Annotated in this window: 13 protein-coding genes; 9 read left to right on the forward strand and 4 right to left on the reverse strand. The window is 42.5% G+C overall.

Translation table 11 applies throughout. The features are described 5' to 3' along the window. Positions 1–104 precede the first annotated feature (104 nt). On the forward strand, positions 105–692 hold the full coding sequence (locus tag BAA9072_RS14620) for a phosphatase PAP2 family protein (RefSeq protein WP_201715418.1): 588 nt from the start codon (positions 105–107) through the stop codon (positions 690–692). A 47-nt stretch (positions 693–739) separates the two neighbouring features. Here BAA9072_RS14620 and BAA9072_RS14625 read toward each other — a convergent pair whose 3' ends face one another. Next, a complete protein-coding gene (locus BAA9072_RS14625) occupies positions 740–2137 on the reverse strand; it encodes a hypothetical protein (RefSeq protein ID WP_201715419.1) in 1398 nt (465 codons plus the stop codon). 241 nt (positions 2138–2378) lie between these two features. On the opposite strand from BAA9072_RS14625, the gene liaF reads away from it, so the two are divergent. Genes liaF through BAA9072_RS14640 form a run of 3 tightly spaced genes read left to right on the forward strand, consistent with a single transcriptional unit; the run spans position 2379 to position 4919 of the window. After that, positions 2379–3191: a cell wall-active antibiotics response protein LiaF gene (gene liaF / locus BAA9072_RS14630; protein WP_201715420.1), complete on the forward strand. Its 813-nt coding sequence runs from the start codon at positions 2379–2381 to the stop codon at positions 3189–3191. A gap of 30 nt (positions 3192–3221) precedes the next feature. Beyond that, positions 3222–4250 (forward strand): sensor histidine kinase, encoded by a 1029-nt coding sequence (locus BAA9072_RS14635; protein WP_230980877.1) that lies wholly within the window; start codon positions 3222–3224, stop codon positions 4248–4250. An 18-nt stretch (positions 4251–4268) separates the two neighbouring features. Next, the gene (locus tag BAA9072_RS14640) at positions 4269–4919 is read left to right on the forward strand and encodes a response regulator transcription factor (protein WP_330999297.1); all 651 of its coding nucleotides are present in this window, start codon (positions 4269–4271) and stop codon (positions 4917–4919) included. A 111-nt stretch (positions 4920–5030) separates the two neighbouring features. Here BAA9072_RS14640 and BAA9072_RS14645 read toward each other — a convergent pair whose 3' ends face one another. Then, the gene (locus tag BAA9072_RS14645; protein WP_201715421.1) at positions 5031–5606 is read right to left on the reverse strand and encodes a cysteine hydrolase family protein; all 576 of its coding nucleotides are present in this window, start codon (positions 5604–5606) and stop codon (positions 5031–5033) included. A gap of 147 nt (positions 5607–5753) precedes the next feature. Continuing rightward, positions 5754–6260 carry an antibiotic biosynthesis monooxygenase family protein gene (locus tag BAA9072_RS14650; protein WP_201715422.1) on the reverse strand — a complete coding sequence of 169 codons (507 nt, stop codon included), beginning with the start codon at positions 6258–6260 and terminating at the stop codon, positions 5754–5756. 378 nt (positions 6261–6638) lie between these two features. Here BAA9072_RS14650 and hemE point away from each other — a divergent pair, with 378 nt between their 5' ends. The 3 genes from hemE to hemY all read left to right on the forward strand — a co-directional run bounded on the left by hemE (position 6639) and on the right by hemY (position 10206). Continuing rightward, on the forward strand, positions 6639–7670 hold the full coding sequence (gene hemE, locus BAA9072_RS14655) for a uroporphyrinogen decarboxylase (protein WP_201715423.1): 1032 nt from the start codon (positions 6639–6641) through the stop codon (positions 7668–7670). A 90-nt stretch (positions 7671–7760) separates the two neighbouring features. Then, positions 7761–8693 (forward strand): ferrochelatase, encoded by a 933-nt coding sequence (hemH, locus tag BAA9072_RS14660; RefSeq protein ID WP_201715424.1) that lies wholly within the window; start codon positions 7761–7763, stop codon positions 8691–8693. Between the two features lie 115 nt (positions 8694–8808). Next, positions 8809–10206: a protoporphyrinogen oxidase gene (gene hemY / locus BAA9072_RS14665; protein ID WP_201715462.1), complete on the forward strand. Its 1398-nt coding sequence runs from the start codon at positions 8809–8811 to the stop codon at positions 10204–10206. Between the two features lie 119 nt (positions 10207–10325). On the opposite strand, the gene BAA9072_RS14670 is transcribed toward hemY, so the two are convergent. After that, positions 10326–11732, reverse strand: coding sequence for a LysM peptidoglycan-binding domain-containing protein (locus BAA9072_RS14670; RefSeq protein WP_201715425.1), 1407 nt, complete (start codon positions 11730–11732; stop codon positions 10326–10328). Between the two features lie 187 nt (positions 11733–11919). Here BAA9072_RS14670 and BAA9072_RS14675 point away from each other — a divergent pair, with 187 nt between their 5' ends. Continuing rightward, positions 11920–12492 (forward strand): TetR/AcrR family transcriptional regulator, encoded by a 573-nt coding sequence (locus BAA9072_RS14675; protein WP_201715426.1) that lies wholly within the window; start codon positions 11920–11922, stop codon positions 12490–12492. 123 nt (positions 12493–12615) lie between these two features. Then, entirely contained in the window at positions 12616–14814 is a 2199-nt protein-coding gene (locus BAA9072_RS14680; RefSeq protein WP_201715427.1) for a YhgE/Pip domain-containing protein, read from the forward strand. Positions 14815–14832: the final 18 nt, after the last annotated feature.

A 14832-nucleotide genomic window follows, 5' to 3' on the forward strand; every position in this document is an offset into this window, starting at 1 on the left:
TCAACAAGTTCACAACCTCCTAATGTTTGGTGAATATTACGAATATTATAACACTAAATTTGCTGGGGAAGTGGGTAATTGCGGTGAATTCAAGGAGGATTTCGATGAATAAGATCTTATACACGACAGCTATCATTTCTTTCATGCTTTTTATGACCATTGCACATTTCGTCTATCATGGACTGGAGATTTTCGGGGAGGAATATCTCCTAAAGAACTTGAACAGCCTTCACTTTATGGAAATATTTTCAGTGATAGGGACCGAAATAGTAATCGGGGTTGCTTCAATTATCTTGATTCTCTTTCTGTGGTGGGTTAAGAAGGACTATGAAGGAATCATTACCGTTGTAGTTCTGGTAGCTGGAAGTAATATACTGAATAAAGCCGTCAAAGGTTTAATGGAACGTGAAAGGCCTCCATTTCCCCATGGGGAAGAAGGGTTCAGTTTTCCAAGCGGCCATGCCATGGTGGGACTTGTCTTTTTACTAGTCGCGGCTTACTTCATCAGTAAAGAGGTTTCTTCTATTGGAAAAAGAATAACGGTCTTCACTTTGGCCGTCATCCTTTCCTTGTTAACCGGATTCAGCAGGGTAGTGGAACAGGCCCACTATCCATCTGATATTGCTGCCGGTTTCCTTCTGGGGTATTCCTTTTTCGTACTATGTATATTCCTTTATGAGAAACGATCTTGAAAATAGGAGGGACGGACCTCGGGCTCCTGAGGTCCGTCCCCCTATCTTTATATTAAAAACATCGCTACGATGGTAGTTGCCATTAATCCAATGAAAACGGGAAGCAGATTTCGTCTGGCGAGTTCAAATGGGTCGACTCCGCAGATGGCAGCTGCGGGAATAAGGGCCCATGGTACGAGGGTCCCGCCACCGACCCAGATTGCTGCGACCTGACCAAGGGCCGTGAGGGTGGCGATACCGGATCCTATACTCTCAGCGAATAGATTGGCTACGGAACCGGCAAGGGAAATACCTGAGAAGCCTGATCCATCAAGTCCCGTGATGGCACCTACCGTCGTAAGGGTAATTGCACCTACAGCCTTGGAAAGTGGAACGGCGGCAGCAAGGGATGCACCCAGGTCATTGACGATTCCATGGGATGTTGATGGGAGGAAATCACCAATAATGGTTTGAAAACCTGAGTCTCCTAAATAGAAGAAAGCAGCAATCGGAATTACGGGACCGAACACTTTGAAACCGAACTGGAATCCGTCAATCATGAAACTCGTCGTTTTCTCTAATCCTTTCCCTTTATAGGCAGCCAATGAAATCAACAGAAGGATAATGATGGAGGTTCCCCCGATAAGTGCGGTTGCATCCCCTCCTTGTAGATCAAACAGAACCATTGCCGTAATATCTGCGGCGAAAAGAATCGGAATAAGGATCGCAATGGCTTTTTTCCATCCTGTTGATAAGAGATCAGGTGAAGTATCCTGGTCTTGACCGATGGTGGAAAGGGAGCTTGAATCAACTGTGAGAACCCCTCTTTTCATATCACGCTTAAGGAAAATGAATGCAGTAACGGTAGTGACGACTCCCATGACAATAATGAGGGGGATGCTAGCTGAAATAACTTCAGAAACAGGAATACCGGCAGCATCTGCGGTCAATTTTGGAGCAGCCTGGATGACAAAGTCACCTGAAAGAGCGATTCCGTGTCCGAATAAGTTCATAGCCATGGCAATGCCAAGTGCTGGTAATCCAACCCGCAAGGCGACAGGTACTAACACAGCTCCCAAAAGAGCCACAGCCGGGGATGGCCAGAAGAACCAAGATATGAACATCATCACCAAACCTATCGTCCAATACGCAAGGGCAGGGGTGCGGATGAACTTAGTGAATGGCCGGATCATCACATCATTTATTCCCGTTGACGTCAGTCCTTTACTCATGGCTACGATGATGGAAATGACGAGTATCGTAGAAAGTAATTCGGTAATGGCAAAGATAAAGCTATTAAAGATACTGCTGATCGATCCACTTAACGACCCGGTTGCCACTACTGCAATACTGAAAATTCCCAGAATGCATACAATCGTTGTGTCTTTACGAAAAATCATAAATAGGATGATCAACCCTATGAATACTAAATAAATCCAATGAAGAGCTGTTAAATCAATCCCCATTAGAAAAACCTCCTCTGCGGTCGTTCCACAAATCTTAGGCATTTGCCCTGATCTGTACTATAGATTATGAAAATGCAGATAAGGTGTGAACAGGATAGAAATAATTTATCAGTCTCTGGACCGATGCCGAATCATTCCGATGCTCCTTAAACGAGTATGAAAATCAATCTATAATGGAAGAAATGACAGGAATAGCTAATGTGAACAGCGAATCTAATAGTGATGTGAAGGTGGTATTCGTATGAGATACAAAGGAAGAAAGCAATGGTTTTTCTCGTTTTTGTTGATGGTGATAGGGTTGCTGTTATTACTACTGAATATAGGTGTCATTTCCTTGGAAATAACGCAGATATTTGTCAATATTATTCCTATTTTGTTATTACTACTGGGTTTTAAGTGGTCAGTAGACAGCTATTTGAAAAAAAGCTTCGGGAAATTACTGTTCGGCTTATTCAGTCTGGTGCTTGGGTCGCTGATTATCCTGGATGAATATGAAATGGTGGATTTCGATTATGGGGATTGGTGGAAACTTTGGCCGATCTTCATAATTACTATTGCCATCCATCGGGTTGTAATGAATAAGCCGATCAAAGTGAGTATAAGGAGTGATGATCCGTTTGATAATTCTCCTGAACAAAGCTCGGAACCCCAGCCGTTTGGAGAGAAAACCCTTCAGAAGAAGCATAAAATCAACAGGGGATTTATTGTCGGAGATATCCGCTTTTCCGAACCAAACTGGCCTCTGGAAAATATGAAACTATACAACGCAATAGGAGATTACTATTTCGATTTCAGTAAAGCCTTCATTCCTGAAGGGGAAACACCTATTGACATCAAAGGATGGATTGGGGATGTAAAGATGATTATTCCGGAGAATGTGCCGGTGGAAATCACCTTGAAGGTGCAGGTGGGTGATGTGAAATTATTTGATCAGAAGTCTGCGGATATTCGTTCTGAATTGTATTACAGATCCCCCGAATACGAGGAGGCAAGTAAGAAAATAAAGGTCTTTATCGATGTGAAAATCGGTTCGATCCGGATTACACGGATATAATGGAAACGTAACGGTAAAGGAGGGAAGAACTTGAACAAATCCTCAAATATTCGAAATTGGATATTCAAGAGCTTTTTGATGATGTCTGTCATGGCTATTCTGCTATGCTTTATATCACTGCAAGTCTACCTGTATTTTTCAAACGATCCCAGTATCTCTCTTGAACTTTCCATATATATGACCATCTGGTTGGCCGGCATTCTATTAGTATTAAGCATTTATTTCGGGTTTCGTACTGGGTATACATTCAAAGGCAGGATCGATGATATTTCAACCTTCGTCACCTTATTGAGAAGAGGAAAGTTCTCTGCGAGGGTGGACCGATATGAGCATGACGAACTAGGGATATTATCAGACGAATTGAATCAGCTTGCCGTATTCATTCAGGAGCAGGTGAAGTCCCTTCAGCGCCTGGCAGATGAAAAATCTGAGCTTGCCGATCAGGCTCACCAGGCTGCTGTCATGGAAGAGCGTCAAAGACTTGCGAGGGACCTCCATGATTCTGTCAGCCAGCAATTGTTTGCATTAAATATGCTTTCTTCTGCGGCGCAAAAAAGCATCGGGACTGACTATGAAAAGGTGGAAATCATCGTCAAACAAGTAGCCGATATCGCGGGGAAAGCTCAGGGTGAAATGAGAGCACTTCTTCTTCATCTGCGTCCGATTGATTTAAGGGGTGAAAATCTTCGTGAAGCGTTATCAACCTTAATAAGAGAATTAAAGGAAAAAACGCAAATCGAGATCGAGGCCACCCTGGACGGAATGGATGAACTATCGAAAGGAACCGAAACTCATATGTTCAGAATCATCCAGGAGAGTCTTTCGAATATCCTTCGTCACTCTGAGGCTACCAAAGTAAAGATTATGACGGAGAAAAAGGGGGGCTATATCACATTGTATATTAGTGACAACGGCAAAGGGTTTAATATAAATGAAAACAAGATGACGTCTTACGGGCTACAAACGATGAGAGAAAGGGCAGAGGAAATAGGGGGATTATTTCAGATTCGATCCAAAGAAAAAGAAGGAACGTATATCGATCTCCGAATTCCGGTTTAATTCAAAGGGGGAAGACATTTGGAAAAAATTAAAGTGATGATTGTTGATGATCACGAGATGGTACGGTTAGGCATGAAAACCTATTTGTTGACAGAAGAGAGAATTGACTTTCTTGGAGAAGCGAAAAATGGTAATGAAGCGGCTCAGTTGGCTAAAGTATATATGCCTGATGTGATATTAATGGATTTATTAATGGAAAATGGGAATGGTATCGAAGCAACAACGAAAATTCTATCCTTTCATCCACACTGTAAAATTATCATTCTTACAAGTTATTATGATGATGAAAAAGTGTTTCCCGCCATCGAAGCGGGTGCTCATAGTTACTTATTGAAGACGGCAAGTGCGGAAGAAGTAACAGCAGCGGTTTATAAAGCGGTGAAGGGGGAATCTGTCATTGCCTCCAAGGTAGCTGATAAGATGATGAACCGATTCCGTCCGCAAGAAAGGAAGCCTCATGAAGAGTTAACGTCAAGGGAATTGGATGTCCTGAAAAGTTTGGGAGATGGGATGACGAATCAGGAAATTTCCGAAGAGTTATTTATCGGGATCAAGACAGTTAAGACCCATGTGAGTAATATTCTCAGTAAGCTTGGAGTCGCCGATCGAACCCAGGCAGCCATTTATGCGAATCGAAACGGAATCCTGCATAAGTCTGGCAAAGAGTAGAGACGTTTTTTATGATAAGAAGACGTATTGGAAAACGCAGAAGGGGCTTAGTCAAAGGGAATAAGACATTCACCTTGACTAAGCCCCTTCTGCTTAGAGCAGACAGGTTTATCAAAAAATAACCGGCTTGCTTAATTTCAATCTCGAGGATAGCAGGGATTCGGTTGAAGAGATGGTGGCAAATTCATGGTGTAGATTTGCCAGGGACAAGCCATGAACGATTTCAGCTGAAAATAGGGAGCCGTCATATGAATATGTTTCAAAACATGCAGTGGCGTCATATGGAACGGTTACATCATACCCCAGGTCAGCAGCCATACGAACCGTTGTCGATATACCATGGTTCGTCGTAAATCCCATAACCACGAGGGACACAAACTTTTCCCGTTTTAAATATAAATCCAGATCCGTATCGATAAACGCGCTGTTAACGTGTTTAATGATGTGCTTTTCATTTCGTAAAGGTCTGAAATCGTCTATAAAATCAAATCCTGCAGAGCTTGAATGCAGTGGTGAATCCATATTGAAAGAAGAATGTTGCACATGCACAACCGGCCAGTTTTTTTCTCTCCAACCGTGAAGAAGCTGAAAAGCGTTGGTTTCCATACTTGGATTATTTCGCTTTCCCCATGAAGGATCACTAAATGCCTTTTGAAAATCAATCAGAATCAGACATGTTTGACTCATCGGAACTCATCTCCTTTCATTCAGGATATTAGTGGCCAATACGATAAAGTATACTGTTAATTATTTGTAATTATGTATGTACACTTTAACTGTAATTGTTAAGATTGAATAATAAAGAAAGCTGCCGGAATTCAGGCAGCTTGTCCTTCAGGATTGACCCGATACGTAGTATTTACTTACATAGGAAGCTCGTGGAAAGATATCCTTTTGGTTATCGATCCCTTCTTCTGTCCCCCTCTTGGCATGGGCTTTCTCGTATTGCTTAGAGTCCTGCCAGTTAAGGAAGCTCTTCTCATCTTCCCACTGGGTCATGATCACATATGTATCGCTGTCTAGAGGTCGAAGGACCCGAATGGCTGTAAAGCCCGGTACTTCTTCAATCAATCCCGCGCGATTTTTGAAACGGTATTCAAATAACGGCCTGCCTTCGTCTGATACAGGGATGTTATTGAATACCACGTAACCTTTGCTTTCAAGTTCGCCTGATTGATCGACGATTTCATACCTGCGTGGAGACTCAAAGATACTTTCCCCACTGGATTCATGTAAAAGCAGCGCATCCTCTCCCTGCATTAAGATCATCTTTTCACCCGAATGCTGATCCAATATTTTCTGCAGGAAATTGTGGGTACCTGTCGTCATGTATAGCTTCATCCAAATCACCTCAATAAAGTAGTTACTTCTATTATACTCTTCCCTTTTCTTTCTCTCATGTAACATGATTTATGGATATTTTTTCTTTCCTTTTGAAAATCGGCAAATTTATGACATTTTCCCATGATAACTATACAATTCTTCCTAAAACGTCTATAGTTTAAAAGGGTTACAATTCGGACGGTCATAACGAAAGGCTTAATTCGGAAAAAGTTCTGCATAAGGCTATGTCAATTAGTGTGTGGTAGATGTTGAGGAGAACCGGTTTGCTTTCTGCGATGGATCATACAGCTAATATAAATGACAATTTTAGAATCTACTCAAATTAGTTTACAATAGGATTAATGGAGTTACATAGAAAGGTGGACGAACAAAGGTATGAAACAGATGAATGATACTTTTTTACGAGCGGCAAGGGGAGAGAAGACAGACTATACTCCGGTATGGTATATGAGACAAGCGGGTCGTTCACAGCCTGAATACCGTAAAATCAAGGAGAAATATTCTCTGTTTGAAATTACACATCAGCCTGAACTTTGTGCATATGTGACAAGGCTTCCAGTTGAACAATATGATGTGGATGCCGCTATCCTCTATAAGGACATCATGTCACCACTTCCTTCAATCGGTGTGGATGTAGAAATCAAATCAGGGATCGGACCTGTCATCGATAACCCTATCCGTACAACCGCTGATGTTGAAAGGCTGGGGGAGATCAACCCTGAACAGGATGTTCCTTACGTATTGGACACCATAAAATTATTAACAAATGAACAATTATCCGTTCCGTTAATCGGGTTTGCCGGTGCACCTTTTACTATGGCAAGCTATATGATTGAAGGCGGACCTTCCAAAAACTATAATAAAACCAAAGCGTTTATGTATGCAGAACCTCAAGCCTGGTTCGCTTTAATGGATAAATTGGCAGCGATGACAATCACCTATGCAAGGGCCCAAATCAAAGCCGGGGCTTCTGCCTTTCAAATATTCGATTCGTGGGTAGGTGCACTGAATGTCCAGGACTACCGCACATTCATCAAACCAGTCATGGAAAGAATATTTAATGAACTGAATGAAGAGAACGTTCCATTGATCATGTTTGGTGTAGGCGCAAGTCACCTGGCGAATGAATGGCATGACCTCCCTCTTGATGTGGTTGGTCTAGACTGGCGCCTGCCGATTAGCGAGGCAAGAGACAGAGGCATTTCCAAAACGGTAATGGGAAATCTGGATCCTGCGATTCTATTAGCCCCTTGGAACGTCATTGAAGAAAGAGCGAAGGCAATCCTTGATCAGGGAATGGAACTCCCAAGTCACATATTCAACTTGGGACATGGTGTTTTCCCACAAGTAAATCCCGATACATTAAAGCGACTAGCAGCCTTCGTACATGAATACAGTGCCAGGTAGAGCACATTAACAAGTGTCTATGAATGGATTCTATGAAAGAAACATGGCACAATGATGGAATGTATGAAACTGACAATGAGGTGAATTGATATGTCTAAGAAAAAAATGGGTCTGCTGGTTATGGCCTATGGTACGCCATATAGAGAAGAAGATCTGGAACGCTATTATACACATATCCGCCATGGAAGGGTCCCTTCCAGTGAATTACTAGAAGACCTGCGGGGACGGTACGAGGCAATCGGCGGGATTTCCCCACTGGCGAAGATTACGCTGGATCAGGCAAAAAGCCTTGAGGAACATCTGAATTCGATTCAAGACAATATTGAATTTAAAATGTATCTTGGGTTAAAGCATATCGAACCATTCGTAGAAGACGCGGTGGAACAAATGCATAAAGACGGCTTGAAAGAAGCGGTTTCGATCGTACTCGCCCCCCATTTCTCAACATTCAGCGTTAAATCTTACAATGGTCGCGCGAAAGAAACGGCGGAAAAGCTCGGTGGACCAAGGATCACATCGGTTGAAAGCTGGTATGATGAACCTAAATTCATCCAATACTGGGTGGATCAGGTAAAAGGAACTTACGAAGATATGTCCGATGAAGAGCGCAGCAAAGCTGTTCTGATCGTCTCTGCACATAGTCTTCCAGAACGCATCCTGCAATCCGGCGACCCTTATCCTAAGCAATTAGAGGAAACAGCGAAGATGATTGCAGAGGGAGCAGGTGTGACGGAGTATGCGGTAGGCTGGCAAAGTGAAGGAAATACACCAGACCCATGGATAGGTCCTGATGTACAGGATCTGACAAGGGACCTATATAAAGAAAAGGGCTACACTACTTTTGTCTATACACCAGTAGGTTTTGTAGCTGATCATCTTGAAGTACTCTATGACAATGATTATGAATGTAAAGTCGTAACAGATGAGGTTGGAGCTTCTTATTATCGTCCCGAAATGCCAAATGCCAAACCGGAATTCATCGATGCTATGGCAGATGTCGTGTTAAAACACCTTAAAAAATAATTTCTCGTTTTTTTGCTGCACAGAAAGGACTGAAGCAAATGAGTTGACCCTCACCGCTTTAGTCCTTCTCTATTATAGGAATGAAGATATTTTGTTAAAGAAGGCGATGAACGTGTTGGAACAACAAACCAAAAAGGTTGTAGTCGTTGGCGGGGGGATCACTGGATTAACGACGGTCTACTATCTGCAACAGGAAATAAAAGAAAGAAACCTCCCCATCGAAGTAAAGCTTGTGGAAGCCACCCATCGATTAGGAGGGAAAGTCCAAACCCTCCAAAAGGACGGCTATGTCATCGAAAAGGGACCGGATTCATGTTTATCAAGCAAAACGGAAATCTCCCGTTTAGCGGAAAATCTGGGTATAGCGGACAGGCTCGTTCGAAATCGTAAAGGAACATCCTACTGTATAGCCGGTGGTGAACTTTACCCTATACCTGGTGGATCCATTGTAGGGATTCCAACCCAAATCGCTCCTTTCATTACAACAAGTTTATTTTCACTATCAGGAAAAATGAGGGCTGCGGCAGATTTCATCCTTCCCCGCTCACAGGAAAAAGAAGATCAATCCCTTGGGAAATTCTTTAGAAGAAGAATGGGGGACGAAGTGGTTGACCATTTAATCGAACCGCTCTTAACAGGTATATTCGCCGGGGATATCGATCAATTAAGTTTAATGTCTACATTTCCACAACTTTATGAATTGGAACAGAAACACCGCAGCTTAATAGCCGGTATTAAGAAGAGCGGACAAGGAGCAGACTCAAAGGAAGAAGGGAATTTCCTGACCTTCACTGGGGGGCTCGAATCTCTGATTGACGCCATGGAGGCAAGCTTGGAACCACACACGGTATACAAAAGCATGAAGGTAACGAACATAGAAAAAGAAGCCGGAGACGGGTATACGATAACCTTCACGAACGGGGATCAGATGGAAGCAGACAGCGTAATCGTCACCACCCCCCATCATGTATTACAATCCATGTTTACCCCGTATCCATTCTTAACCTTTTTAAAGGAGATGCCTGCTACGTCAGTGGCGACCGTTGCTATGGGATTTTCACAAGAAGCCATAAAAAGAGACATCGCCGGAACGGAATTCCTGGTATCCAGAAACAGTGATTACTCTTTAACTGCTGGAACGTGGACCCATAAAAAATGGCCGCACACTGCCCCTGAAGGAAAAGCACTTCTCAGGTGCTACCTTGGCAAGTCCGGTGATGAAACCATCGTGGATTTATCCGATGACCATATCGAGCAAATCGTCCTGGATGATTTGAGTAAGATAATGGAAATTGAAGGGCCCCCTGATTTCACAATTGTCTCCCGTTACAAAAACTCCATGCCTCAATATACGGTTGGGCACAGGGAGCGTATTCAGAATATGTATAATCAGGCAGAAGCCACTCTGCCCGGGGTATTTATCTCCGGAAGTTCATATGATGGATTAAGTATTCCTGACTGCATCGGACAAGGGGAAAAGACCGTATCGAAAGTGTTGGATTATTTGATTTAGTTTTTCGAAGACTGCCGGGAGACTGGTGGTCTTTTTTTTGTGAGTTATATAATATATTGTGAATTTACTTTGTCCCCATATACTCATAAAGAGAGCACCTCCAATGGAAGGCGTCATCCTCACTTCACCACCCGATACCTGGAATGCTGAAGAAGCCAGTTCTGGGGGAAAGCAGAACCTAGAACCCAATAGCTTAGACCTCTTAATTTATAATCGTCCAGCACTTTTTGCTTGGCAAGCATGCTTCTGGCATCTTCAAACCAGACTTCATGCTGCTGTCCGGTTTCATCCCAATACGTAAAGAATGGGGACTGATATTGATCATTATATTGAATCCGCACCCCGTACTTACTTGCCAGATCAATTGCACCCTGAGGGGAAACAGTTTTTGCGAAAGTGCCATTCACCCATGGAACTTTCCAGTCACGTCCATACAGCGGGGTACCCATCATGATTTTGTTACGTGGTATGATGGTCACGGCGTAGTCCAGTACTTTTTTGACTTCATTAATGGGGGCGATTGCCCAGGGCTTACCGCCTGCCCATCCCCACTCGTAGGTCATCAGGACAACAAAGTCGACAATTTCTCCGTGAGCCTTATAGTCATGAGCTTCGTATAATAGTCCTTTTTGATCACCCTTAATTTTCGGGGCGAGTGCCGTAGAGACAGAATAGCCTTTTGGTTTTAATGCAGCCACGGTCCTTCTTAAAAAGGAATTGTAATTTTCCCGGTCCTCAGGGTAAACGTATTCTAAATCAATATTCAATCCTTTATAACCCTTTGTTTCCATCTTCTTTAGGATGGAAGAAATCAACGTATTTTGAAGAGGTTCACTTCTTAAAATCGTTGCAACAAGATCAGAGTTGAATTTTCCATCCACATAGTTGGTCAGAACCAATAACGGATCGACATTTTGATTATAGGCAGCTGAAATAAGGCCGGCATCGTTCAGTTCTGTAATGGTGCCTTCCTTTGTAATGGAGTGGGTAAAAGGAGCAAGATACGTGAAGTAGCTTCCTAACCCATTCACTTCAGCTACTCCTTCCACATCCGTCTTGGTCGTGTAGGAATTCACCTCAATCACGGGTTTCGTGTTTGGGATCCGAATCTGTTGATTGGGGTAGATAAGGGATGGATTCGATATCGCATTGGAATGTAATATTTCTTGCATGGGCACTTTATAATTATATGAAATGGTATAGAGTGTATCTCCTGATCTTACGTTGTGAATGAAGGCAGGCATCACAATCAACTGACCAATAAATAGAGTGGAAGGATCAGAAATTTGGTTAAATGTCTGTAATTCATTCAGATCTGTTTGATACTGTTGACTGATTTTATATAACGTGTCCCCTGGTTGCACAATATACTCCTTTAATGGTTCCGGGATGAGAAGACTTTGTCCGATAACGAGTATATTGGGGTTCTTTAATTGATTTCCGTAAGCGATCTGGTTCACTTCAACCCCGTACCTCGATGCAATCGACCAGAGTGAATCCCCACTTTTTACTACATAAATATTCATATTCCACCTCCTGGCAAACCTTATACCTATAGCCTATTCAAGAGGGCTTATTCGATATGAAGAAACGATGATCAGGAAAATGAAAAATATCACTTGTGTCATACTTAAAGATGTGATAAATTTATCTATGTTAACAAAATGACTAAATTTCGAATATAGTCAAACGGTCAAGTTGAGGAGTGAGTTCATGGCGGTTGATCGAAAGAAACAAATATTGGAGGCAGCTACCAATTCGTTTTCATTGTTTGGGTATAAAGCCACTACGATGGATCAAGTAGCTAAATTAGCGAATGTGGGTAAAGGAACGATTTATACGTTTTTTAGAAACAAGGAAGAATTGTTCGATGAGATTGTTTCATCATTGATTAATGAAATGACGTATGAAGCGGAAGAAGTGATAGATCCGAAAGCTACATTTTCCGAAAATGTTCATCGCGCGCTGTTTCGATTGCTCGAATTTCGCAAAGAGCATAAACTGACGATCAAGCTATATCAGGAAGCCCGGGAGATGGGAACACTTGCTGTATCAGAGGTCATAGATCGCATGGAGAAAGTGGTCATTGAATTCTTGAGTATCCGAATTGAAAAGGCGATTGCCTCAGAAGCGATTAAGCCCTGCAACCCGGAAATGACAGCTTTCGTTCTGCTGAAGCTATACGTTTCTTTAATCTTCGATTGGGAACGTACTCATGGTCCACTTGATAAAGACGAAATAGCCAACTTGTTTGAACTGTATATCATTAAAGGGTTATCGAATTGATAGTCCTTCATTTTCAGTTAATAATGACTAAAATAATAGAATAGTCATTTATTTTTTGTTATTAAATGACCGTTTGGGTTTATTAGTCAATAGTTCAATTTTGAAAATAATAGGAGGAAAAACATGAAGAAATCATTTATTGGTTCAGAATTCAAAGCGATTTTTCGCAATAAGAAACTGCTCATCCCGATTCTTGCCGTGCTCTTTATTCCTGTACTATACAGCGGTATGTTCCTTTGGGCATTCTGGGATCCGTACGAGCAGCTTACAGACCTGCCGGTAGCCGTGGTAAACAACGATCAGGGGGCAGAGTTCGATGGGAAGGAATTGCATATCGGCTCGGATCTGGTTGATAAGTTGAAGGATAGCGAACAATTTGATTTTCACTTCGTCGAAAAAAAAGAGGGATATAAGAATCTGAAGAAACAGGATTATTACATGCTTGTAGAAATTCCAGAAGATTTCTCTGAAAATGGAACAACATTGTTAGAAGAAAATCCTCAGAAGCTATCTCTGAAATATGTACCAAATGAGAGTTTTAACTTCCTATCTTCTCAAATCGGGGATACGGCCATGAAAGAGATTAAAGCAAGTCTCTCTAAATCGGTTTCCGAAACGTATGCTGAAACGATGTTTGAAAAAATTCAAGAAATGGGAGACGGTTTCCAAACTGCAAGCGAAAAAGCGGGAGAAATCAATAATGGGGCCATTGATCTATCTCAAGGGGCCAATAAGCTTAAGGACAATTTAGCAGTTCTTGCTGAAAAAAATGTAGAGATGACAGACGGTGTGGCAAAAACCCGTGCAGGTGCTGAGAAACTGGCAAAAGGTTCTCAGGAATTATCTGACGGTGTCGGGGTCATGACGGATAAATCCCAACAATTATATAAAGGTACACAGGATATCCAAAAGGGAGTCAATTCCTTGGCAGCCGGTATCGATAAAAGCAAGGCAGGGGTGGAACAGGTCGATGCAGGGCTAGATAGTGCAGTAGACAATACCGCTAAATTACAGGCGGGATCTCAAAACCTTGCAGATAAGATCGGTGCCTTGAAAGGCGGTGCGGATAGTGCACAAGCAGGGGCAAAAGATATCGGAGCTGGTGCAACAAAGCTTGAAGACGAACTGGCCCCATTTATGGGAAGCCTGCCGAAAGATAAACAGGCTGAACTACAAGCTGCCATCGACCAAATCAAACAAGGTGCATCCGGACTTGAAGCGGGCACCGGGGCTATAAGTAATGGTGCCATTGAGCTTCAAAAAGGAGCGAACTCTCTTGCTGGGGGAATTGGTGCATTAAATGAAGGTCAGAAGAAACTGCAAGGTGGTGTCCATCAGCTTGCAGCAGGATCAGCTCAGCTGGATGAAGGTTCTAATCAGCTTGTAGCCGGTCAAAATAAAGTGGTGGAAAACTACGGTTTATTAAATGAGAAACTTGGAGAAGTATATCAAGGTACGATAGGTCTTGCTTCAGGAGCCGATGAACTAAGCTCAGGTCTCAATCGGGTATACGACGGCTCAACTCAGCTTGCTGACGGCTCCAAAAAGCTTGCCGACGGTTCAACAGAGTTGGCAAATGGATCTACGAAACTATCAGATGGAACAACAGAATATGAAACGAAATTAAAAGACGCCGCAAAAGAAGCAAATAGCGTCAAAGCGGATGACGATACGTACGACATGATGGCAGGTCCGGTAGATGTGAAAAATGAAAAAATCAATCATGTTCCTAACTATGGAACCGGATTTGCTCCTTATTTCTTATCTCTGGGACTATTTGTTGGAGCGTTATTGATTTCCATTGTGTATCCACTCCGGGAACCATCTGACCGTCCATCAAGCGGAATGAGCTGGTTCCTGGGTAAATTCACTGTCCTTACTTCAGTGGGGGTCATCCAATCACTGATTGCAGCAGCCATTTTACTCTTTGGATTGGGTCTTGAAGTGGAAAGTGTACCATTATTTTTACTTTCTACTATTATTACGAGTCTTACATTCCTGGCGCTGATTCAGATGCTCGTTACAACCCTTGGTGATCCGGGACGATTTGTAGCTATCATCATTTTGATTCTACAGTTAACAACGAGTGCGGGTACTTTCCCACTCGAATTAATTCCGACTGCTCTGCAACCGATCAGTGCACTGTTACCGATGACGTACTCGGTATCAGCATTCAAAGCGATCATCTCAAGCGGTGACTTTGCATTCATGTGGCAGAACCTCTTCATCCTTCTGGGGTACTTCATTGTGTTTGTTGCATTGACTGCTGTGTTCTTTGTAGGACTATTCAAGAAACAATATACGAAAACGTTAGAGGCTTAAGGAAAAAAACGGTAGATG

The organism is Rossellomorea arthrocnemi, from assembly GCF_904424705.1.
Taxonomy (GTDB): Bacteria; Bacillota; Bacilli; order Bacillales; family Bacillaceae_B; genus Rossellomorea; species Rossellomorea arthrocnemi.

Coding starts and splice junctions, on each gene's coding strand:
- BAA9072_RS14620 (WP_201715418.1), top strand. CDS start 105: ATGAATAAGATCTTATACACGACAGCTATCATTTCTTTCATGCTTTTT.
- BAA9072_RS14625 (WP_201715419.1), bottom strand. CDS start 2,137: ATGGGGATTGATTTAACAGCTCTTCATTGGATTTATTTAGTATTCATA.
- liaF (WP_201715420.1), top strand. CDS start 2,379: ATGAGATACAAAGGAAGAAAGCAATGGTTTTTCTCGTTTTTGTTGATG.
- BAA9072_RS14645 (WP_201715421.1), bottom strand. CDS start 5,606: ATGAGTCAAACATGTCTGATTCTGATTGATTTTCAAAAGGCATTTAGT.
- BAA9072_RS14650 (WP_201715422.1), bottom strand. CDS start 6,260: ATGAAGCTATACATGACGACAGGTACCCACAATTTCCTGCAGAAAATA.
- hemE (WP_201715423.1), top strand. CDS start 6,639: ATGAAACAGATGAATGATACTTTTTTACGAGCGGCAAGGGGAGAGAAG.
- hemH (WP_201715424.1), top strand. CDS start 7,761: ATGTCTAAGAAAAAAATGGGTCTGCTGGTTATGGCCTATGGTACGCCA.
- BAA9072_RS14670 (WP_201715425.1), bottom strand. CDS start 11,732: ATGAATATTTATGTAGTAAAAAGTGGGGATTCACTCTGGTCGATTGCA.
- BAA9072_RS14675 (WP_201715426.1), top strand. CDS start 11,920: ATGGCGGTTGATCGAAAGAAACAAATATTGGAGGCAGCTACCAATTCG.
- BAA9072_RS14680 (WP_201715427.1), top strand. CDS start 12,616: ATGAAGAAATCATTTATTGGTTCAGAATTCAAAGCGATTTTTCGCAAT.